The 21,386-nt window shown below is 38.7% G+C and carries 23 protein-coding genes and 1 other RNA gene; 4 read left to right on the top strand and 20 right to left on the bottom strand.

From position 1 onward, the window contains the following. Window positions 1–2: 2 nt before the first annotated feature. The 4 genes from IEV52_RS10485 to IEV52_RS10500 all read right to left on the bottom strand — a co-directional run bounded on the left by IEV52_RS10485 (window position 3) and on the right by IEV52_RS10500 (window position 4,542). A complete protein-coding gene (locus IEV52_RS10485) occupies window positions 3–1,424 on the bottom strand; it encodes an amino acid permease (protein ID WP_188403876.1) in 1,422 nt (473 codons plus the stop codon). Window positions 1,425–1,709: 285 nt separating this feature from the next. Next, window positions 1,710–2,570 (bottom strand): CvfB family protein, encoded by an 861-nt coding sequence (locus IEV52_RS10490; protein ID WP_188402506.1) that lies wholly within the window; start codon window positions 2,568–2,570, stop codon window positions 1,710–1,712. Between the two features lie 80 nt (window positions 2,571–2,650). Beyond that, window positions 2,651–2,800, bottom strand: coding sequence for a YycC family protein (locus tag IEV52_RS10495; RefSeq protein ID WP_188402507.1), 150 nt, complete (start codon window positions 2,798–2,800; stop codon window positions 2,651–2,653). Window positions 2,801–2,853: 53 nt separating this feature from the next. Beyond that, complete coding sequence (locus IEV52_RS10500; RefSeq protein WP_188402508.1) at window positions 2,854–4,542, bottom strand: formate--tetrahydrofolate ligase; 1,689 nt, start codon at window positions 4,540–4,542, stop codon at window positions 2,854–2,856. A 177-nt stretch (window positions 4,543–4,719) separates the two neighbouring features. Between IEV52_RS10500 and IEV52_RS10505 the strand changes: the two genes are divergently transcribed. After that, window positions 4,720–5,049 (top strand): 2Fe-2S iron-sulfur cluster-binding protein, encoded by a 330-nt coding sequence (locus IEV52_RS10505; protein ID WP_188402509.1) that lies wholly within the window; start codon window positions 4,720–4,722, stop codon window positions 5,047–5,049. A gap of 235 nt (window positions 5,050–5,284) precedes the next feature. On the opposite strand, the gene IEV52_RS10510 is transcribed toward IEV52_RS10505, so the two are convergent. Genes IEV52_RS10510 through IEV52_RS10520 form a run of 3 tightly spaced genes read right to left on the bottom strand, consistent with a single transcriptional unit; the run spans window position 5,285 to window position 6,946 of the window. Then, window positions 5,285–5,929, bottom strand: coding sequence for an HD domain-containing protein (locus tag IEV52_RS10510; RefSeq protein WP_188402510.1), 645 nt, complete (start codon window positions 5,927–5,929; stop codon window positions 5,285–5,287). A gap of 2 nt (window positions 5,930–5,931) precedes the next feature. Beyond that, the gene (locus IEV52_RS10515; RefSeq protein ID WP_188402511.1) at window positions 5,932–6,225 is read right to left on the bottom strand and encodes a DUF6123 family protein; all 294 of its coding nucleotides are present in this window, start codon (window positions 6,223–6,225) and stop codon (window positions 5,932–5,934) included. A 52-nt stretch (window positions 6,226–6,277) separates the two neighbouring features. Beyond that, the gene (locus IEV52_RS10520; protein WP_188402512.1) at window positions 6,278–6,946 is read right to left on the bottom strand and encodes a reverse transcriptase-like protein; all 669 of its coding nucleotides are present in this window, start codon (window positions 6,944–6,946) and stop codon (window positions 6,278–6,280) included. A 73-nt stretch (window positions 6,947–7,019) separates the two neighbouring features. Here IEV52_RS10520 and IEV52_RS10525 point away from each other — a divergent pair, with 73 nt between their 5' ends. Continuing rightward, a complete protein-coding gene (locus IEV52_RS10525) occupies window positions 7,020–7,427 on the top strand; it encodes a reverse transcriptase-like protein (RefSeq protein WP_188402513.1) in 408 nt (135 codons plus the stop codon). Next, complete coding sequence (locus IEV52_RS10530; protein ID WP_188402514.1) at window positions 7,420–8,349, top strand: DMT family transporter; 930 nt, start codon at window positions 7,420–7,422, stop codon at window positions 8,347–8,349. The genes IEV52_RS10525 and IEV52_RS10530 overlap by 8 nt, the downstream gene beginning before the upstream one ends. On the opposite strand, the gene IEV52_RS10535 is transcribed toward IEV52_RS10530, so the two are convergent. The 3 genes from IEV52_RS10535 to IEV52_RS10545 form a co-directional block, all read right to left on the bottom strand. Continuing rightward, entirely contained in the window at window positions 8,346–9,233 is an 888-nt protein-coding gene (locus IEV52_RS10535; protein WP_188402515.1) for a 5'-3' exonuclease, read from the bottom strand. The two genes, IEV52_RS10530 and IEV52_RS10535, sit on opposite strands and share 4 nt — an antisense overlap. 82 nt (window positions 9,234–9,315) lie before the next feature. Beyond that, a non-coding RNA gene (gene ssrS / locus IEV52_RS10540) (6S RNA) lies at window positions 9,316–9,500 on the bottom strand. Window positions 9,501–9,530: 30 nt separating this feature from the next. Beyond that, a complete protein-coding gene (locus tag IEV52_RS10545) occupies window positions 9,531–9,671 on the bottom strand; it encodes a hypothetical protein (RefSeq protein WP_188402516.1) in 141 nt (46 codons plus the stop codon). A gap of 102 nt (window positions 9,672–9,773) precedes the next feature. On the opposite strand from IEV52_RS10545, the gene IEV52_RS10550 reads away from it, so the two are divergent. Continuing rightward, window positions 9,774–10,025: a DNA alkylation repair protein gene (locus IEV52_RS10550; RefSeq protein ID WP_188402517.1), complete on the top strand. Its 252-nt coding sequence runs from the start codon at window positions 9,774–9,776 to the stop codon at window positions 10,023–10,025. A gap of 35 nt (window positions 10,026–10,060) precedes the next feature. Here the strand turns inward: IEV52_RS10550 and IEV52_RS10555 are convergent, their stop codons facing one another. The 10 genes from IEV52_RS10555 to ablB form a co-directional block, all read right to left on the bottom strand. After that, window positions 10,061–11,518 (bottom strand): hypothetical protein, encoded by a 1,458-nt coding sequence (locus IEV52_RS10555; RefSeq protein WP_188402518.1) that lies wholly within the window; start codon window positions 11,516–11,518, stop codon window positions 10,061–10,063. 282 nt (window positions 11,519–11,800) lie between these two features. Further along, window positions 11,801–13,108, bottom strand: coding sequence for a 4-aminobutyrate--2-oxoglutarate transaminase (gabT, locus tag IEV52_RS10560; RefSeq protein WP_188402519.1), 1,308 nt, complete (start codon window positions 13,106–13,108; stop codon window positions 11,801–11,803). After that, window positions 13,105–14,367: a peptidase gene (locus IEV52_RS10565; protein WP_188402520.1), complete on the bottom strand. Its 1,263-nt coding sequence runs from the start codon at window positions 14,365–14,367 to the stop codon at window positions 13,105–13,107. Before IEV52_RS10565 ends, gabT begins: the two co-directional genes overlap by 4 nt. A 19-nt stretch (window positions 14,368–14,386) precedes the next feature. Next, window positions 14,387–15,049 (bottom strand): 3-oxoacid CoA-transferase subunit B, encoded by a 663-nt coding sequence (locus IEV52_RS10570; RefSeq protein ID WP_188402521.1) that lies wholly within the window; start codon window positions 15,047–15,049, stop codon window positions 14,387–14,389. After that, window positions 14,992–15,723 (bottom strand): CoA transferase subunit A, encoded by a 732-nt coding sequence (locus tag IEV52_RS10575; protein ID WP_188402522.1) that lies wholly within the window; start codon window positions 15,721–15,723, stop codon window positions 14,992–14,994. Before IEV52_RS10575 ends, IEV52_RS10570 begins: the two co-directional genes overlap by 58 nt. A 14-nt stretch (window positions 15,724–15,737) precedes the next feature. Beyond that, window positions 15,738–17,105: an aspartate aminotransferase family protein gene (locus IEV52_RS10580; protein ID WP_188402523.1), complete on the bottom strand. Its 1,368-nt coding sequence runs from the start codon at window positions 17,103–17,105 to the stop codon at window positions 15,738–15,740. A gap of 73 nt (window positions 17,106–17,178) precedes the next feature. Continuing rightward, a complete protein-coding gene (locus IEV52_RS10585; RefSeq protein ID WP_188402524.1) occupies window positions 17,179–17,451 on the bottom strand; it encodes a YokU family protein in 273 nt (90 codons plus the stop codon). Between the two features lie 13 nt (window positions 17,452–17,464). After that, window positions 17,465–18,892, bottom strand: coding sequence for a lysine 2,3-aminomutase (gene kamA, locus IEV52_RS10590; protein ID WP_188402525.1), 1,428 nt, complete (start codon window positions 18,890–18,892; stop codon window positions 17,465–17,467). A gap of 168 nt (window positions 18,893–19,060) precedes the next feature. Beyond that, window positions 19,061–20,446, bottom strand: a complete 1,386-nt coding sequence (locus tag IEV52_RS10595; protein WP_308464569.1) for a sigma-54 interaction domain-containing protein — start codon at window positions 20,444–20,446, stop codon at window positions 19,061–19,063. A 72-nt stretch (window positions 20,447–20,518) separates the two neighbouring features. Further along, window positions 20,519–21,373: a putative beta-lysine N-acetyltransferase gene (gene ablB, locus IEV52_RS10600; RefSeq protein ID WP_188402527.1), complete on the bottom strand. Its 855-nt coding sequence runs from the start codon at window positions 21,371–21,373 to the stop codon at window positions 20,519–20,521. Between the last annotated feature and the right edge of the window lie 13 nt (window positions 21,374–21,386).

Raw genomic sequence — 21,386 nt, forward strand, 5'->3', positions numbered from 1 at the left:
GGCTATTTATCAGCCGGTTTTTCTTTTGCAGCAACTGGTTTTGGAACTAGCGGATAAAATAAAATGCCTGAAGCCAGCAGCGCAATTCCAAATAAAAAGGTTTTGATGTCAGCTGTTCCTGCATAGATGACCCATAATGAATAAATAGCTGCAAGGGTTGCAATAATGGCATCTGCTGTTCTGCTCCTGGCATTCCCCATATATGTTTCCCCGCTAATAACAAGTTTCAATTGATATAGAGATGCCACCAGATAAGGAACAAGAAAAGCTAGTGTTGCAATAAAAATCATAAAATCAAAGGCTTGTGCCATAGATTGTGAAACGACAGAAAATAAAAACAACTGAGTACATAAATTTGTTACCCAAAGCGAGAAAACTGGAGCACCCTTATCGTTTTCTTTCAAGAAGCTAGGGATAAACATTCGTTGTTGAGCAGCTTGAAAAGGAACCTCAGCTGAAAGTAAAACCCATCCGACCGTTGCACCGAATAATGAGATTACACCTAATATAGCCATGACCATACTTCCTGATGGTCCAATAGCATTCATTAGAGAATCAACGAGTGGTTTTTGTGATTCTACAAGTTCATTCTGTGGCAGTGTTCCCATCACCAAAAGAGTAATGCTTAAATACAACGCTAGTGCAATTAATAACCCTAGGATCGTTGCTTTTTTTACATCGCTTTTTTTCTTTGCCCGTGTTGCAAAAACTACAGCAGATTCTACACCGACGAAGGCCCACAATGTTGCAATTGCTGCATTGTTTATTTGGGAGAGAAAACCTGAACTTACACCACCCTCGCCTTCAATTGGTTCATAAAAAGGGACAAGGTTGCTGCTCTGGAACGCGAAAAGACAGGCTAGAATAAATAACAAAAATCCTAAAACTTTCGCAGCCGTAGCGACAAAATTAACTTTCCCTGCTCCTTCGATTCCATTTAGAATCAAATAATGTACACCCCACAACAAGATGGTACATACGACAAATGTTATTACGCCTCCCGTTGTAATGGCAGTTCCTAAAATAGTGAATAATGGGTTATTGTTTGTCATGATAGGAAAGAAAGTAGATAAATAACTTGCAAAAGTTGTTATAATTGCAACGTTTCCTGACCAATTGGCTACCCAATAACCCCAGCTTACCAGATAACCTGATAATAAAGACGCACGGGAACTGTCTTTGAATAAAGCTTTTGCATAGTTTTGAGGTCCCCCATTTAATTCAGGTTTTCTTAATGACAAATTACCAAACACCAATGCCGTCATTAAGACCCCAAAGCCTGTTATGATCCAGGCAGACAGAACCCCAGATGGACTAGCAACTTCGGCGAGCGAACGCGGAAGCATGAAAATTCCAGACCCTACCATATTCCCGACCACAAGTGCGGTCAAAACCCAAAAACCTAAATTTCTTTTCAATGATATACCACCTTTCCACTGTATTTATTTTACCCAATGGGTAAGGTTGCAAATCCTAATTCTCTTAAAACACGGAACAGAGGTTTGGTTATTTTCCGTGATTAAGCAGTGTTTTTCCGTGATCAAGCTACTATTTTCCGTGATCAAGCTTCAATTTCCGTGATCAAGCTTCAATTTTCCGTGATTTTGCAGCATTTTTCCGTGATTGGCGAGAGTTTTGAGGTAGACTTGTACAGTACCTAATTAAAACCAAAATAAAAAGGAACCTGATCAACCAGGTCCCTTTATTCGTTAAATCTGAAGATAAGTTTTTCCGTTTTCTTGTATGATCTTCTCTTCTTTCATGAGCTTTCCGAGGGCTCGTTTAAAGGAAGCTTTACTCATCTGGAACGTTTCTTTTATCTCTTCTGGAGATGATTTATCAGTAAGAGGCATTTGTCCTTTATTTTCACGAAGATATTGGTAGATTCGTTCAGAATCTTCCGTGTAGGCGATCTCTTTTCTAGCTCTCATGGATAAGTTGATTCTTCCGTCTTCGCGAACAAAAGCAACACGTGCACTTAATTTCTGGCCAAGTCGAGGCTTTACTTTTAGTTCATCGTTATGAATAAAGCCAATATGCTGAGATTCTGTAAACAACAAGACGCCCGCTTCATTTATTTTATAAACATATCCAGAAGTTTGCTGATTAAATGCTTCTTCAGTTGCAGCTTCTGCTTGCTCTACCATCTCTTCTTCTGTTGCAAGGTCAGCAAAAAGGCGTCCCTTTTTATCAAGCTTCAATCCTGAATACAATCGATCTCCAAGATGAGGCCACTCTTCCCATGATTGTGGCAAATCATCTTTAGATAAAAGTACATCCTTTTTAATTCCTATATGAAGAAATACACCTAACTTACGATTTACACCAGCTACCTCAAGCCAAGCTAATGAATCTAGCCTAACTTTTGGAATTGTTTCAGTGGCTGCAAGTCTTCCTTCATGATCTTGATATAAAAAGACTTCAACGAGATTTCCCTGTTCATGCTTGCTCTTTGCTTCGGCACGGTGCAAAAGGACTTCCTTGCCATCTTCAAGATCTAACACATAACCCAAATCTGAATCACGAAGTACCTTTAAAGAATATACCAATCCAGGTTTTTTTGTTTCCATATTTTCATTCCTTTTTTTAAAAGATAGATTAAGAAAAAAGAAAAAACCTACATAGTAGGTTTTCGCCTTCTTGACCTTAATTATTCATCCTTTTTATCTTCGGATGCTTCTAACTCCATTAATTTTTTTACTAAGATATGCTGCGGCATGTGCATTAACTGCTCAAGCGGCACGTTTAAAGCTTTTGCTAATTTTACAGCCGTTTCTGCTGATAACTGTAATGGTTTCATAAACAACCCTCCACTAGAAGTATAGCAGTTGAAGACTTATTATACACTATTTCTTAAAAGAGTCCTACTGCCTTGCCATCTTCTGAAACGTCCATGTTATTGGCAGCTGGAACTTTCGGCAGTCCAGGCATTGTCATAACATCTCCAGTCAGAGCTACTATAAAACCGGCTCCAATGGAAGGTTTTAATTCTCTGATCGTAATCGTAAAGTTTTCAGGACGTCCGAGTTTTTTAGGGTCATCTGAGAATGAATATTGCGTTTTTGCCATACAAACCGGCAGTTGATCCCATCCAAAGTCACTAAATTGTTTCATTTGTTTTAATGTTTTTGGAGAAAATTGCACCTCGCCAGCTCCGTAAACTTTTTTACAGATCGTTTCAATTTTTTCTTGTAAAGATACATTGAGTTCATATAAAGGCTTATATGAGTTCTTTTCTGTTTCAATCGTTTCTAAAACTCTCTTTGCAAGAGCTTCTCCGCCTTCTCCCCCTCTTGCCCATACATCTGCTTCCTCAGCTGCAACGCCTTTTGACTTACACCATTCTTTAATAAAGGAAATCTCTTCTTCGGTATCTGTTACAAACTTATTTATGGCTACAACAACCGGAACTCCAAAATGCTTTAATGTTTCCAAGTGTTTCTCTAAGTTTGGCATACCATTTTCCAGTGCAGTAAGATCTGGATTCTTCAAGTATTCTTTCGCAAGGCCGCCATGCATTTTAAGTGCTCTCACTGTTGCAACAATGACAACCGCGCTCGGGTTTATTCCTGCATATCTAGCTTTGATATCCAGGAATTTCTCTGCACCCAGGTCAGCACCGAACCCTGCTTCAGTAACAACCATTTCTCCTAGTTTAGATGCAAGTTTTGTTGCGATAACGCTGTTGCATCCATGAGCAATATTTGCAAATGGCCCGCCATGTACGAGTGCAGGTGTATTTTCCAGTGTTTGAACAATATTTGGACGAATTGCGTCTTTTAATAATAATGTCAGTGCACCATGAGCGTTAAGGTCTCCTGCTGTAACAGGCTGATTGTCATAATCAAAGGCAACAACCATTCTAGAAAGTCTTGCTTTTAAATCTTCAAGATCATTCGCTAAACAGAATATTGCCATAACTTCAGAAGCAACGGTAATATCAAATCCATCTTCACGCGGAACCCCTTGAACCGGGCCCCCTAAACCGATTACAATTTTTCGAAGTGCACGGTCATTCATGTCTAACGCCCGTTTCCATACAATGCGGCGCGGGTCTATATTTAACTCATTTCCTTGGTGGATATGATTATCAATAAGTGCAGCAAGTGCGTTATTAGCGGTTGTGATCGCATGCAGGTCACCAGTAAAATGAAGATTAATATCTTCCATCGGCATTACCTGGGAATAGCCTCCGCCTGCAGCGCCGCCTTTTATCCCCATGCTAGGCCCTAATGATGGTTCGCGCAAAGCGATGATTGTTTTCTTTCCAACACGATTAAGTGCTTGTCCTAGTCCAACTGTAACGGTAGATTTACCTTCGCCTGCAGGTGTTGGACTTATTGCTGTAACTAAAACTACTTTTCCATCTTCAACATTCTGAAGCTTTTGAAACAGATCTAATGAAAGTTTTCCTTTGTATCTTCCATAAGGCTCCCAATCATCTTCTTCAATTCCTAGTTGACCTACAATCTCTTCAATTCGCAGCATTTTAGCTGATTGGGCAATCTCGATATCACTTTTAAACGTAACCTTTTCTAGCATGTTGATTTAACCCTCCATATGTAAAATTGTCTCACTCTCTATTGTATATGAAAGAAGTATGCGATGCGACGAGTTTTTCTATGACAACTTTTATTCGTTTAGTTTACTTGGAGGGAGGATATCGTATAATAAGAATGGAAAGAAATACTAAAAAATGATTTTAAGGAGGCAGCTAGTATGGCGAGAATTGATGTGCAAGGGTATGGTACATATGAGATCGAAAACGGAAAAAAGCTTGTAAATGCACTTGAGGACAACGGAATTGACATCCTTCACCGCTGTGGAGGAAAAGCAAAATGTACGACTTGCCGTGTTGAGGTATTATCTGGAGACTTAGGGCCTATTGGAGAAAAGGAAGCAAATATTATTGAGACGAAGGGCTTGTCTGGAAACGTACGTTTATCTTGCCAGATCTGTGTAAGTGAGGACGCTTCAATTAAACCGATTCTCACTGTCACATCAGAAGGATTAGACGCTGGTCCACGCCCCGCGGAAGAATGTGAATAAAAAAGGCCTGTTAAGGGCCTTTTTTTTATCAAGTAAACGTCGTAATTAGTCGATATTTGACAGCTCGTGGATATATGCTTAAATTTTGTGGATTTATGGTTAATATTCGTGGAATTAAACACGTTTCTCGTGGAATTAACTCATTAATTTCTGAAATCACAACTTAATTGTACCTTCGTTGTATTCGATAAGGACAGTTTCGGAGTTCGGAACTGCACATTTTAAAAATAAAACCTTATTTTCTGCCTTCCCACTCTCCAAAAAACTGCTCTAGGAAGCTTTCTAAGAACGCATGGCGATCATCTGCTAGCTTTTTAGCATAAGAAGTGTTCATTCCATGTTTTAATTTCAATAGTTTTTCATAAAAATGGTTTACAGCGGTGCTTTTTTCATTTCGGTACTGCTCTTTCGTCATAACCTCCCGAACAGGGATCTCCGGATCATACATCAATTGTCCTTTTGCTCCTGAATAAGCAAAGGTCCTTCCTATTCCTATAGCTCCGATTGCGTCTAGCCGATCAGCATCCTGTACGACCATCCCCTCGATTGAGCTCATCTCTGCTTGATTACCGCCTTTAAATGACATCGTGCTGATGATGGACAAAATATGTGTTATGCAATGATCTTCAACAGAGATAGACTCTAACCATTGTCTAACTTCTTGGATGCCTTTTTCTTCACTTCCAGCTATTTTTTCATCGGCTATATCGTGAAGCAGTGCAGCCATCACACATATAAAATGGTCCGCGCCTTCCTTTTCAGCAATATTTTCAGAAAGATTTTTCACACGGTAAATATGGTACCAATCGTGCCCGCTGCTTTCACCGTGTAGTTTTTCTTTTACAAAATCCTCTGTTTTCTTGATCATGGTTTGTTTCATATTTACCCCACTGTACATGAATATTTCTTCCCTGATTGTAGTTGATCCAGTAAATCATACGCTCGTTTCTTTGATGTGATGTTTTCTTTAACAAAGGATTCGAGGAGTGCTATAAAGTAACTTCCATCAAATGATAACTGCTGTATAAGTGTTACTTCTAAGGCAATTTTAACTTGAGATTCAGTAGCATCTGTATAATGCCTTCCAAAATCTATAAAATGAAGGTCTCCATCAGTTAGACGAAACCCTTTAGAAGATAACAATGTTACATATTCTTCCAGGATATTTTCTTCCATTTTTACCTCAACCCCAAAATCATAAGATTCTAGTAAATTGTACCAGTTGTTATCAGAACTTATCAATGACTTCTTTCTTGGCTTGAATGATTTTACCGTTCATGGCTTGTGTAACGAGTTGGTCTGCATCTTTGTTCTTATTTCTAGCAACCCATTCATAGACAGGTTCAATTTGTAGCTTCTTAAAGAGTGTTTCGATTTTGTCTGCCCAGTTCTGGAGGTTCGTTTCATAACAAGGCCATTCCCCTCTTAATTGTTCGATGACGACTTTAGAATCTCCTTGAATGGTGACTTCCTCATACTGTACACCAAGCTCTTCAAGTTCTTTGGCAGCCAGCCATAACGCTGCGTACTCTGATTCATTATTTGATTCAAGGTTTGTTAAGCTTGCATTTTTCTTAATACGATAATTGATGCCATTTTGAGAATAATGGATGATTATTCCTTGGCCGCTCGTACCCGTTTCAGTTTTATAACCGCCATCAAAATAGATCACGATGTCTCTAGGTTCTTCTTTTTTTACCTCTGTCAGTTTTAATAGTTCTTTTTTTGTCCAAGAAACTCCCTTTGAGTCTATAAAAACCAAATCTGTTACTCTTCCTGTCTTCTCTAAGTCTTTTGCTGTAAAAAGTGCTTCGTTCAGTGAAACAGGATCTGAAACAAAACGAATTTTTAATTGTGATTTCGGATGTTTGAACATATATTCAATGGAGAAGTTCATAGTAATCTCCTTTTTGTTTTTATTAAAGTACCTTATAATACGTATATATATTTATACAGAGGAGAGGCTCAGGTTGATTGAAGTGTACATAGATGGTGCAAGTGCCGGTGATCCTGGAATGTCGGGAGCAGGTGTTTATGTGAAGATCGGTAATGGTATAACTCATTCCTTTTGTTTTCCAATTGGCAGAATGTCAAATCATGAAGCCGAATTTATGGCTTTAATTCATGGCTTGGAGTTATGTATTAAAAACAATTGGAATATTGTATCTTTCCGTACAGATTCACAAGCCGTAGAGAGTGCTGTTGAGAAAGAGTTCGCAAAAGACAAGCGTTATACAGATTTGTTGGATAAAGCCCTTATGTTATCTAAAGAGCTTGATCTGTTTTTTATTAAATGGATTCCTTCAAAACAAAATAAAAAAGCTGATGAGTTGGCTCGGCAAGCCATTCAGTTGAACAGGAGCGAGCCTAATGTTTAAAAAGCCTTGGTTTGCAGATTTTAACCTATTACTTGTTGCATTTGTTTGGGGTACGACATTTGTTATTGTTCAAAAAGCGATTGCTTTTTTGGAACCCTACTCGTTCAATACGGTGCGTTTTAGTTTTGCTGCTTTTTTATTAATACTTATTATATTCTTGTTTAACCGTTCATCTCTCATTCATTTTAAAAGTAAAAAACTTTGGATAAGTGGTTTTATTCTTGGTTTTTGGCTCTTCTTAGGTTACGGCCTTCAAACAGTGGGACTTCTTTATACTACATCTTCCAAAACTGGTTTTATAACAGGTTTAAGTGTCGTTTTGGTGCCTCTTTTTAGTTACTTCCTGCTAAAGTCTAAATTGAATTGGCAAGTAGGATTGAGTTCTTTGCTAGCTGTAGCAGGTTTATATCTATTGACCATCCATAACAGCCTGACATTGAATGTTGGTGACGCTTATGTATTGCTATGTGCTATTTCCTTTGCACTACATATTGTTTTTACAGGTAAATTTGCACAATCATATCATGCACTTTGTTTAACCGTTATTCAGTTAATAACCGTTTCAATTCTAAGTTTCATTACAGCTCTATTCACAGAGAGCTGGCAACAGATGTTTGTGGCTGAATTAGTATTTAAACCTGAGGTCATCTCTGCACTAATCATAACTTCTTTGTTTGCTACAGCTTTAGCTTTTTTAGCACAAACTTACTTTCAATCGTTTACTACTCCAGCAAGAGTCGCACTCATTTTTGCTATGGAACCTGTTTTTGCAGCTACTACAGCATTTGTTATGATTGGCGAAACGCTAGGACCAAAAGCCACGACAGGGTGTCTTCTCATATTATTAGGAATGATCTTATCTGAAATAAAATTTAATGAATTAGGGATTAAACGCAAACAAAAAGAGTGGGATGCTTCTTAACCCACTCTTATTTGTATTTCAAGATCCTGTAGTGCATTTCGGACCATTTCTTTATCTAGAATATAACGGCATTCATCTAAATCTCTATCGATCACATCAGGTACATCTGTGAAAATCGTACAAAGATCCTTACTTAATACCGCCATATCCCTGCCGGCTTCTAGTTTTTTTAGATAACGCTTAAACCGAGGGTCTAAGTTTTCAAAATTCTCATAGATGGCTTCTACAGCTCCATACTGTTGAATCAGAGGCAACGCAGCCTTATCGCCTACACCTGCTACTCCGGGAATATTATCACTCTTATCACCTAAAAGTGCCTTAACATCAATCCATTGATTAGGAGTTATACCATACTCCTCTTGAAAATGGCTGATGGTATATTTCAGTTCATCACGTTTAACTGTAATTAACTGCGAAGTTTTTTCACATAGAAGCTGAAGCAAATCTCGATCATTGCTATAGATGATACATTCTCCATCACGTTCACTACGCCAGCGGTTGACCAGTGTACCGATGATATCATCCGCTTCATACCTTGGAATTGTAAGCTGTGTAATTCCAATCGTATCAAACAGTTCAACAAGCGTTTCATATTGCTGAATAAGAGGTTCAGGCAATTCATTTCTTGTTCCTTTATATTCTGCAAACTTCTCTCTTCTTAGTGTCTCGTCACGTTTCACATCCCAAGCAACCGCAATATGGGAGGGGTCATGTTCTCTAACAAGCATTAAAAGCTTTTGGATCGTAACACGGATCGCATTAGTAAACTGACCTTTTGAATTACGAGGCAGATCATGCATTTCTTTTCCATAAGCTGTAGCAAAATAACATCGGCTTAACAGATTAAACCCATCAATTAATAGCAGTGTTTCTTTCTTCTCCATTTTCTCTATTTCCCCCGGCAAGTCATGTGTTATGAAAAAAGCGCATTTTACAATGAAGTAAAATACGCTTGTTGTAAGTTAAGTAAAATCCGCTCTGCCGTGACTTTATATGCCTTTGGAACCTGATCTCTCAGGTGGGTATCCGCAGCTGCCGTTACAGCCTTCCAAGACGAATGCAAGGCATGACTGTCTGACAGATCATATAGGATTCCCGTCATTAGCACATAGGTTAAAGACATTGAAAAGCCACTAACATCGCAGATTTTTATTATACTACCTGTTGCTTCAGAAGTAAAATCATTTTGTTTTTTTTCCATGGTGCATCTTTTCAACTTCTAATTCTGCATAAGATGCAAATTCTTCTTGATGATTATTTTCTTGGCGTTTCGCATTGTTGTTGCGTTGTGCATTGGCGTTCCCTTTTTTTGTTCTGCCCATATCAATCCCTCCTTTTTCTTACTATGGCTAATTCATTTACAAATAAAACTTACATAATGTTTCCTCAGTTGGTTAAATTAAAATTAAAAAGGAGGTCTAATTATGGCAAATCCTTACTTATGTCCAAATTGCAAGACAAACCGTACACGTTTTAATGTAATTGAACAAAATCCGGTTTCCGTTAAACTAGATCCTGCAACGGGTGATGTTGTACAGCAATACGAAGAAGGTGAACTCGATATGTTTCATCTTCCATATCGAGGCTCTGAACGGTTAATTCAGTGTGGAGCATGCGGAATTGTTGGAGAAGAAGAAATGTACATTAAACGTGCTCAAAGTAATCCAAGACCATAAGAAAAAGACTGCTGGTAGGATTCCGGCAGTCTTTTTCATTTTATCCTTTTTGGAAGTTCATATTGGATGGTAACCGGGTCAGGGAGAGGTTTTGAATAAGTTAAATCAGTTAGGCTTACTGTCAGATTTTCTTCTGGAATAATTACAGGATTCATCTCACCTCTCTCCAAATCTTCTTGATTATAGAAGGCAATATAATATGTGGATTCATCAGATGAATCTTCGCTAAAGATCTCAAAATTTGTAAGTTCTTCTTTCTTTGCATTTGTGACGGATATAATATTTTTCTTGTGACTGCGTGCATGTTCTTCCGGAACGTTTTCCGTATATCTTTCCGGTGTAAGATGATGGCCACTGAGTAATTCATCATTCATCCGTTTAATTGTAAATGAAAACTTAGGGCTCCCATCAAACATCCTAACGCCGTTATAAACGATGGACATATCTGATTCATCATACACTTTTTGATTCACTTCAACTGGCTCGGAAGTGTTGGCATTAAACTTCTGGACATGTTCTGCCGGTATCGTCCATGTATGGAAATTTTCGCTTGTATGGATAGAAGCGTTAATTGAGATCTTTCTTTTTGTACTCTGGTTATGGCTTCTATGTGGATTATCGTAAAAGTGCAAATAAAACCCATCTTTTTCCGTTCCAATGAGATCCCACATTTGGCTATACGATTCATCGTTATAAGTACCAGAAAAACCAACTAAACGGTCATCTATGTCAGGGATCTCAATTCTAAGTCTTTGATCATATAATAAAAATTCATAAGCTGTTAGCTTAGCTTTTTCCCTATTGTCATAAGTAAACGATTTATTTATGTTTTCAGAATGTATCACTTTTGTATGCGGATTGTCAGATGATACTTTTAATTGAATATCATCCATGGATTTAAGTCCCGACCGGTCTGCAAGATCTACTTGCAATAGATCGATCTTGTTCACATTCATTAACTTCTCCCAATTAAAATTCTCCATCTCCAATTGATCCGGCATAGGAAAAATCATTAAGGAACGATACAGTCGGTGTTTATATACAAATCCTTCATGGCTTAAACTATAATTTCCACTATTTTCATGAACAGGAGCAATGAATTCTTCACCGTCCTTCATATGCAGCTTCATTTTTTTTACGGTTAACCGGGGAATATCTGTTTCATCTTTATCACGCTCTTTCAAATCAACGCTGTATAAAAAATATAACTGCCCTTGTGAATGCCACACTTTTTCAATTTGCAGTGTTCGGTATTTCTCATTTAAACGGATAACTTTATTACTATCTTTTATAAAACCAAATTGATCGATTCTTTCAAGCTCATCAAATTTTGTATACTCCAAATCCATGCCATCTTGAAGGGAATCTACCACTGTAAAATTTTTTTCGTTAACTACCCACACTGGTTCCGCGTTTTTTTCAAACTGTGTGTAGAGAACAAACCCAATAAGTAGAACTGCTCCAATAATGATTTTCTGCCACTTTTTGTTCAATCTGTTTTCCCCTCTGCTTCTTTCTCTTATTCAACTTTTCTTTAACTCTGCACCTTAATATTAACATAATATTTTGAATTGTTATGAAAAAAGCACCAATAATTGGTTATTTAAAGATTCTTTGAGTCAAAATTTTAGATAGGATTGTCATATAGGTTAGTAATATTGACGAATATCATCATGTTTTTGTCGAAAATCAAAACTAAGCTATTTTCATCTAGCATTAATGAATTTAACGGCATCCATAGAAAAACCCCGACATAATGACGGGGTTTGTGCAATTCAAGTGGATATCGTTTCGCTGATCTTATTCAATTGGAGCTCCATGATCTGGAGTCCTTTTTGTAGCTGTTCGTTCGTAATGACCAGAGGAGATAAAATTCGAATGACATTGCTGTAAAGGCCAGCACCCATAATGGCTACTCCATTTTGGTTGCAAAGTCCAATGATTTTCTTTGAACGGTCGGCATCCGGAGTTTTGGACGTTTTATCTTTAACAATTTCAAGAGCACACATCGCCCCAATTCCACGAACATCACCAATAAAGTCATATTGAGTTTTCCATTTGTAAAACGTTTTTAGTATGAAGTCGCCAATTTCATTAGCTCTAGCTAATAGTTGTTCTTCTTTTATCATAGAGATAACCTCTAGGGCTGCGACACAACCCAGGGGGCTACCACCATACGTACCGCCTATCTCTCCGGGTGCAGGTGCGTCCATGATTTCCGCCCTTCCCGTAACTGCTGAGATTGGAAGACCTGCTGCAATTGATTTTGACATCGTCATCAGGTCAGGTATAACATCAAAATGTTCCATTGCGAACATCTTTCCGGTTCGGCCAAATCCAGTTTGAATCTCATCCGCTATTAGAAGAATATTGTACTTATCACATATTTGTCTAAGCCCTTTTACAAAAGTTTTGGAAGGAATAACAAACCCGCCCTCCCCTTGAACGGGTTCGAAAATAATGGCTGCAATTTCTTCTGGTGGAACCTCACCCAAGAAGAATTCTTCAAATTTATTCAAGATAGCCGCATCTGTTTCTTCTATATTCCGGTCGTCCCTATAATAGTAAGGATATGGCATCTTATAGGTTTCTGGAGCGAAAGGACCGAATTCAAATTTATATGGTTTTACTTTACTTGTTAGTGACATGGCTAGAAGCGTTCTTCCATGAAATCCACGTTCAAACGAGATGATTGCTTTTCTACCTGTGAATTTCCGTGCGATTTTTACAGCGTTTTCGACAGCTTCAGCACCACTGTTTAAAAAGAACGTTTTTTTATGATGGTCCCCCGGTGTGATTTCATTTAATTTCTCGGCAAGCTGTATATATGGTTCATACATCATCACATGAAAACAAGGATGAATGTACTTTTCTATCTGATTCTTTAGAGCATCTACGACTCGTTGGGGACAATGCCCAACGTTTAATGTACCGATCCCTCCGGCAAAATCAATATAGTCGTTTCCATCAACATCTGTCATGATGCTTCCTTTTGCATGGTCTACAAAGTTAAGTACCGTATTGAAGGGTCCTCTTGGTACATTTAATTCTTTGCGTTTTAGAAATTCTTCTGATTTTTTCATTCATTTTCGCCTCCACACCAATCGTAGATTGTTAGAGCGATAATTTCCGCCGCTTCCATAATCTTTGAAATCTCAATATATTCATTTGGGTAATGAGCGACTGCTGTAACTCCTGGTCCAAAAACAATGGACGGTGTATTACCAACCTGTGATAACAGGCCTCCATCCGTTCCCCATGGAGATGCTTCAATAATTGGTTCTTCTCCTAAAACTTGTTTATAGTTCTTCGAAAGTGTGTTCATCAGAAGATGATCGGTTTCAATGGAACCAGGCAGCCATTGAGCGCCAAACCATTCTACAGCAACGGGATGTTTACTAAACCAAGGTTCTTGCATGTTTGAAAGATAATCTTCTAATTCTTTTTTTACTTCTTCAAGTGTTTCATGTGGTGCAACACCTATCCTGCCTTCTAACACAACTGAATCGGGCACTGAAGAAGGCCAATTTCCGCCGGATATCTTTCCAACATTTATTGGAACCGGTATTGGAATATCTTTGTAAAGCGGGTCAGTAATCCTTTTGTTACGTATCATTTCCAGATCTTTAATAGCTTGTAAAACAACACCTGCTTTATCGATGGCACTAATCCCTTCATAACGAGTACCACCATGAGCTGCTTTTCCTTTTATCGTTAATCGAAACCACATAGAGCCTTGTTGAGCAGGGAAAATTTTCATGTTGGTAGGTTCAGGAATAATGGCAGCATCAGCCTTATAACCCCTAAGAACAGCTGCAAGAGTTCCTGCTCCCCCACTTTCCTCCTCTATTACACTGTGAAAATACAAGTCACCTTTTAATTTGGTTCCTGTCTCTTTTAGGGCTTGAATGGCAAGAAGAAGGGACAGGTTACCACCTTTCATATCCGTCGATCCTCTGCCGAATAGTTTGCCATCTATGACTTTTCCACTATAGGGATGGTGTTCCCATTGATTCAGATCACCTTCTGGCACAACATCTATATGACCGTTTAGCACGAGCGAACGGCCGTCTCCTGAGCCGCGCCATATCCCTACAACGTTTGGGCTATAGCTGAAATCGGTACGGCTCGCACAGAAGTTAGGGTGGTTCGCAAGTTCTTCCCCGTCTGGGTACCACATATCTACTTCCAAACCGATCTCTTCTAATTTTTTAGCAATTAATTTCTGTACTCCTGTTTCGTTTCCTGTAGTACTAGCTTCTTGAACGGTATTTTGCAAAAATTCAACCGCTTCATCTTGCTTTGCTATTAGCCAGTTTGAGAGTTTTTCCTTAACTTGCATGTGTAATCCTCCTAAGTAATCATTGGAATACAGATACTTGCTCATCTACTATTATTGAAGCACCTGTTGTTTGAATTACATCTTCGACTGTATAAGGATCCATAATTTCTCGAAGGTACAGCTTTCCATTGATACATTGGAATACCGCTTTTTCAGTAATGATCATGTTTGCTCCTTCTTTTACGGTAAGTGGAAGTGAGCAGTTTTTTACGATTTTGGGATTCCCATATTTATCTGTATGATTCATTAGTATAATGACTTTTTTCGCCTTTTGTGCCAGATCAATTGCTCCTCCCATACCAGGCACTCGCTTACCAGGGACGATCCAATTTGCGATATCTCCTCTTTCACTAACCTCTAGAGCTCCTAAAATAGTGACATCAAGTAATCCTTTTCGAATAATCCCAAAAGCGGTTGCACTGTCAAAATAAGATGCTCCTGGTTGAATCGTAACAGGATATCCACCGGCATTAGATAAGTTTCCGTCTTCCTCTCCAGTAACTGGTGATCCGCCCATACCCAATATCCCATTCTCAGTGTGAAGCATGATATGTAGATGACTAGGCATATAATCTGCTACGAGCGTGGGAATACCGATACCAAGGTTTACAGTCATTCCATTCTTTATTTCGAGGGCTGCTCTTCTTGCGATCTTGTGCCTTGTTTCAATTCCCAGACCCATTTCCAGTCCACTCCTTTACTTTGGATAATGAAATCAACAAAAACTCCTGGTGTTATTACTTCTTCGGGATCAAGTGAACCTATAGGCACAATTTCCTCTACCTCAGCAATTGTGATATGACCAGCAGTTGCAACTAATGGATTGGTATTGCGAGCACTCTTATCATAGACAAGGTTTCCGTACAAATCGGCTTTTTTTGCATATACAATGGATACGTCAGCTGTTAAAGCCGTTTCTATCATAAATTCTTTGTTGTTAATAGACACTTTCTCTTTATTCGCTTCAACAACTGTTCCTAGACCAACATCTACTAAGATTCCACCAAGCCCCATACCGCCTGCTCTTATTTTCTCTGCAAGCGTTCCTTGCGGGACAAACTCTACTTCTAATGAGCCGTCTTGCATCTGCTTTCCCGCTTCAGGGTTAGATCCGATGTGTGAGGCAATCAGTTTTTTAACACGCTTTTCTGTAATGAGCTTTCCAGGTCCAATCCAGGGAAAACCTGTATCATTGCTGATCAAAAAAATGTCTTGTAAATCTTTTTCCAGTATGAGATTGACTAGAGTAGGAGGAGCACCCACACCTCCGAATCCACCAATCATAAGCGACATGCCGTTAAAGAAATACTTTGAGGCATCTTTTAAGGTGATTTGTTTATTTACTTTTTGTACCATTTAAAACACCTCTTTCAACTTGTAGCTTCTGTTATATACAATCCTTCAGTAATTAATTGAGTGGTTAGTTCACTTATCGATTGATCGAGGATATCAACCATGTCCGAAATCTGTTCTTTCGTTACAGTTAACGGAGGAGAAACTAAAATCGAATCTCCTGAAAATCCAGTTACCCCTCCAACAGCAGGATAGACGAGTAAACCTTTAGTAAAGCAAATGGAAAGGAGCCGGTCTACCACTTTGCTGCTTAATTCAAAAGGTTCTCTTGTTATAGGGTCCTTTACAAATTCAATACCGCATAAAAGCCCCTTTCCTCTTACGTCTCCAATCAACGGGTACTTCCACTGGAGCCGTTGAAGATGATTTACTAGATATTCACCCATAGCTGCTGCGTTTTCCTGCAGTTTATACTTCTCCATAAATTCAATAACTGCCAGACAAACAGCTGCTGATTGTGGATTTGCGCTGAACGTATGACCACTCATTACTACTTTTGTGCCTGCTTCAATTACATCCATGATCCGGTCTGAGACAATTGTCGCTGCCATAGGTGTATATCCAGCACTCATTCCCTTTCCTAGAGCTATGATGTCTGGGATTACATTCCAGTGTTCCATCGCAAACATCTTTCCTGTACGGCCCATCCCCGTCATCACTTCATCAGCAATCAACAAAATATTATATTTATCACAGACAGCTCTAATTTTTTTAAAGTATTCATCAGGCGGCACGATCGCTCCGCCAGAAGCTCCTATTACCGGTTCAGCGATAAATGCTGCAATTTGGTCAGGACCTAGTGTTTGAATGATGTTTTCCAAATCGTCTGCACATTTTACTCCGCATCCTGGATACGTCTCATTTAAAGGACATTGATAGCAATACGGTGCAGGTGCTGCTGGAAAATCTTCAAGAAGCGATGTGAAGCGCTGTCTTCTAAGCGGATGGCCAGACATGGATAGCGCACCTAGCGTAATACCGTGGTAGCTGGTCCATCTTGAAATTACTTTTGTTTTTGTTACAATGCCTTGTTCCTGAAAATATTGAATAGCAACCTTTAATGCTGTTTCGGTTGCTTCAGATCCACTATTCACAAAAAAAACGGAGTTCAGATCTCCAGGTGCATAGTTTGCTAGTTTTTCAGCAAGCTGTTCAGCGGCATCACTCGTAAACTGAGATCTGTAAACAAATGAAACATGCTTTGCCTGGTTCCACATTGCTTCAGCGATCTCATGAACGCCATGTCCAATATTAGCTGTAATGGCTCCTGAAGATCCATCAATGTACTGGTTTCCTTCTTTATCATATAAGTAGATTCCTTTACCATGACTGATAACAGGATAATTGTTTCCTAGAACCGGTTTGATGAGATGTGATCTTCCCATGAAAAAGGCTCCTTTCTCCTGAGGTTAAAAAGGAAACGCCCAAAAATCCGGGCATTTCCTCCTCTATATGATGTTAAATCTTAAAATAATTCTTCTTTAGAAATCTAGGGATACTCATTAAATCTGAGTAAGAAATGGATGATTCTATTTTCTTCGTATCAATAAGCATAAGCTGATCTTCAATTTCATCTATAATATGGTCTTCTTGATATTCCATTCCGCAAGAAGAGCATGAAACAGAAGGGATTACAGTAATCTCAACGGATCTTGACCCGTCTGGCAACTCCCAATAACCAGTCAGTCCTTTCTGTTCTGCTTTCTCACTCTCACACCATAAACACTTCATGTAATCCTCCTTTCTATGCATTCTTTTGTTCTTCAGCCGGTACAGAAACTCCTTCGTCCTTTTGCTGCTCAAACTTATATTTTTTCTCTTTTAGTTCGTCACGTTTATCACGTTTATCTTTTAATGAACTATGTTCCGGATTTAATCCATAATCTTCTCTTCTTTCAAGTCGTTTTAAGCCTTGTGGAACTAAGTTGAATGCTTCATCACGCATGAGCGCAGAAACACCAATGGCTGGTTTAATATGATCGGTTCCCATGATTTCATTAAAATACGCATCTGCTCTGCCGGCTTGATAGTTTTGAGGTTCTGGGTATGACGTAATAACTCCTTCAAAGTTTCTTAAAACTACCTTTTCAGGAGATTGAGAGATTAAATAATTAGGCTGAACAGCAATCTTTCCTCCGCCGCCAGGAGCATCAACAACAAAAGTTGGAACCGCATAACCAGAAGTATGTCCTCTGAGCCCTTCAATGATCTCCAGTCCTTTTGAAACAGGTGCGCGGAAGTGGCCGATCCCCTCAGATAGATCACACTGGTAAATATAATATGGACGCACTCTTATCTTTACGAGATCGTGCATCAGTTTTTTCATAATCGGAACACTGTCATTGATCCCTGCTAAAATAACAGATTGGTTTCCTACAGGCACCCCGGCATTTGCAAGCATCTCACAAGCACGTTTAGATTCTTCTGTTATTTCTAAAGAAGTATTAAAGTGTGTATTAAGCCAAACTGGATGATATTTTTTTAGAATATTGCACAGGTTCTCTGTGATTCGCTGTGGGAAAACGACAGGTGCGCGTGTTCCGATTCTTATAATTTCCAGATGTGGAATATCTCTTAAGTTCTTTAGAATATATTCTAAAATGTTGTCATTAATTAATAATCCGTCACCGCCAGAAATTAAACAGTCTCTCACTTGAGGATTGTTTCTTATATAATTAATAGCAGCATCAAGCTGTTTTTTTGGGACTCCCATACCGATCTGCCCGGAAAATCTTCTTCTCGTACAATATCTGCAATACATGGAACATTGGTTTGTAACGAGAAACAGTACTCGATCCGGATAGCGATGAGTCAGACCTGGTACCGGTGAATCTTCGTCTTCATGCAATGGATCTTCAAGATCGTATTTGGTTTTCAATATTTCTTTTCCGATTGGAACTGACTGCATACGTATTGGACACCTTGGGTCATCTTGATCCATCAGCCAAGCATAATAAGGAGTAATATTTAATGGGATTGTCATTGTGGATATTCTTACGCCCTCTTCTTCTTCTGGTGTCAGATTGATGATCTTCTTTAAATCCTTCAGATTTCTAATCGTGTTCGTAAGCTGCCATAACCAATCATTCCATTGTTCTTCCGTCACATCTTTCCATAACTCAAATTCTTTCCAGTGTTTCTTAGGTTTAAATAATCCATTCACTACAGGCATATTAAAAGACCTCCTTTATTTCTACACCTACTATTCATGCAAGAAGCATGCCAAGTGACTGAAAGTTCCGAAAAATAGTGATAACCGTATATTTTATGCAGTTTCGGATCATTGTGGGCCTGAATACCATGTAACGGAAAATAAAAAAACCGCCGAAAATTCGGCAGTTCATTTTTGTTTTATTTTGTATTGAAGTGTTTGTCTTGGCACTCCTAATATTTTTGCTGCTTGCAGAATGTTTCCTGAGGTTTGTTTTAATGCCATCTGAATAATATGCTGTTCGTATTCTCCTAATGCTTCCCTTAAAGGAGGAACAGTTGAAAACTCTGAGATCTTATTTTGAACCGTACTCTCGTTTGCTGTTGTTACATGCTGGGGTAATAAATCCACTCCGATGGAGAAGTGGTCTTCAGCAAAGTTCATACAATGTTCGATTGCATGCTTAAGCTCGCGAATGTTCCCGGGCCAAAGATATCTTATAAGCAATTGTTCTGCCTCTGGAGTTAATCCTCCAACCTGTTTTTGAAAGGCAACATTAAAATGTTTAATGAAATGCTGAATCAAGTAAGTTATATCGGTTTTCCTATCTCTTAATGGCGGTAATTCAAAATAAACAACATTTAATCTGTAAAATAAATCGTGTCTTAATCGTCCAGATTTTAAACATTCCTCTGGTTTTTCATTGAGTGCAGAAATAATTCTAACATCTACTTTACGGGTATCATTACTTCCTATGCGCTGAACGACTCCTTCTTGAATAACACGCAGGAGTTTTGACTGAAGCTCAATCGGCATGGAATTGAGCTCGTCTAAAAATAAAGTGCCTCCGTCTGCCAGTTCAAAAACACCAGCCCGATCTATTGCTCCCGTAAAACTGCCTTTAGTGGTACCAAATAATATTCCCTCTAGCAAAGGACCTGGTATTGCTGCACAGTTTTGTACCACAAAAGGATTTTCCCCTCTGTTTGATGCGTTGTGAATCGCTTGTACAAACATTTCTTTTCCTGTACCCGTTTCTCCAAATATCATTATGGGCGAATGGGTTTTTGAGGCTTTCTCGCATTGTGTTTTTATCCGATTTAGTTCTGGATCGTTCGTTATTATATCGGAAAAACAGTATGTAGCAAAAGTGTGGTTCTTTGTTTTTCTTTTATTACTTTTCATTTTTGACTGCAGATCAAGCAGCTGATCCGATAGCTGCTTAATCTTTGACATGTCTTTAGCAACCTCAACTGCCCCGATCAATTCGCCGTCAAGCCATAGCGGCAAAGTTGAGTTCACAGTATCAATATGTTTTCCTTTTCTGTTCGTGTATGATTGGTGCTGATTATAGATGGGCTGTCCTGTTTGAATAACTTTTAACAGTGTGCTTGTTTCCTTTGTAAGTGAGGGAAAGACGTCCAAAACATGAAAATTATGAACTTCGTCAGGTGTTAAACCATCTAATGTCGCTGCAACAGCATTATAAAAGATGGTTATACCGTCTGCATCCACTACATGAATCCCTTCATCTATTGTCTTTAAGATCGCATTTAAAGTTTCAGCCGTTTCCAAAGAGTTAGATATCAAAATCCATCACCACCGTTAGTGCTTAAATTTCGTCATGTAGTGCCGAAAAATTGGCACCTAGCTAGATAAGTCTTTTACCCAAATGTTCATATCCTCGTATTTATCGAAAATTTTGCAGTTGTTTGCTAGTCTTCCTTTATACATATATCCCTTTTGATGAAAGACTGCATTCATTCCAAAAGATAATGCTCTGGCAATTGAATAAGCACAATAGATATTCCGATCAAAGAGTTCATTCTCGAGCTGATCCACGAGGTGTTTCATCAAACCAGCTTTTCGATGCTCTGGAAGTGTCGCACAATCGGTTATTTCCGCATTATGGTAAGTAGAATTCACATCAGCTGATGCAGCACTAATGATTTTTTGCTCATGTTCAATCACACAGAACAATGTTCCGGATTTTATCATTTTTAGCACATAATCGGGGTCATCCATGGGTGTAGGATAAACTTCAAAGACTTTCCCATAGAGGTCTGAAAGTGATTTCACATCTCCTTCATCAGCCATTCTCAATGTATATTTTTCTGGTAAAGGACTTTGAGCAGTTCCTTGGGGTAATTTCACTACACCCTTTAATATATTATCTTCATCCAGCCAGTACGAGCTATTTCTTCTTTCAACGTTTAGATATTTACACATGGCAAACGCAGAAGCTCCGTTAAAATAACTTGAAAATTCTCCTTCATATAGATATCCTTGCTGAATCCAAAAGGAAAGATCTTCATGGCGGGTTTTTACAATAATCTTTTGGAACTTGTTTTTAACTGCTTCTTCTTCCATCCAGTTTACGAGCTGGACTGGATTTCCCCGATAATCATCGATACGAAGCCGCTCGTTATAATAATCAAAACAAATTTCTGCAATAAATTGTGGTTGTTGTACACTTTGGTTTTTATAATAAGTAGTCTGCATGTTCTTCGCCTCC

It is taken from the genome of Fictibacillus barbaricus (assembly GCF_014635025.1).
In the GTDB taxonomy this organism is placed as follows: Bacteria; Bacillota; Bacilli; order Bacillales; family Fictibacillaceae; genus Fictibacillus; species Fictibacillus barbaricus.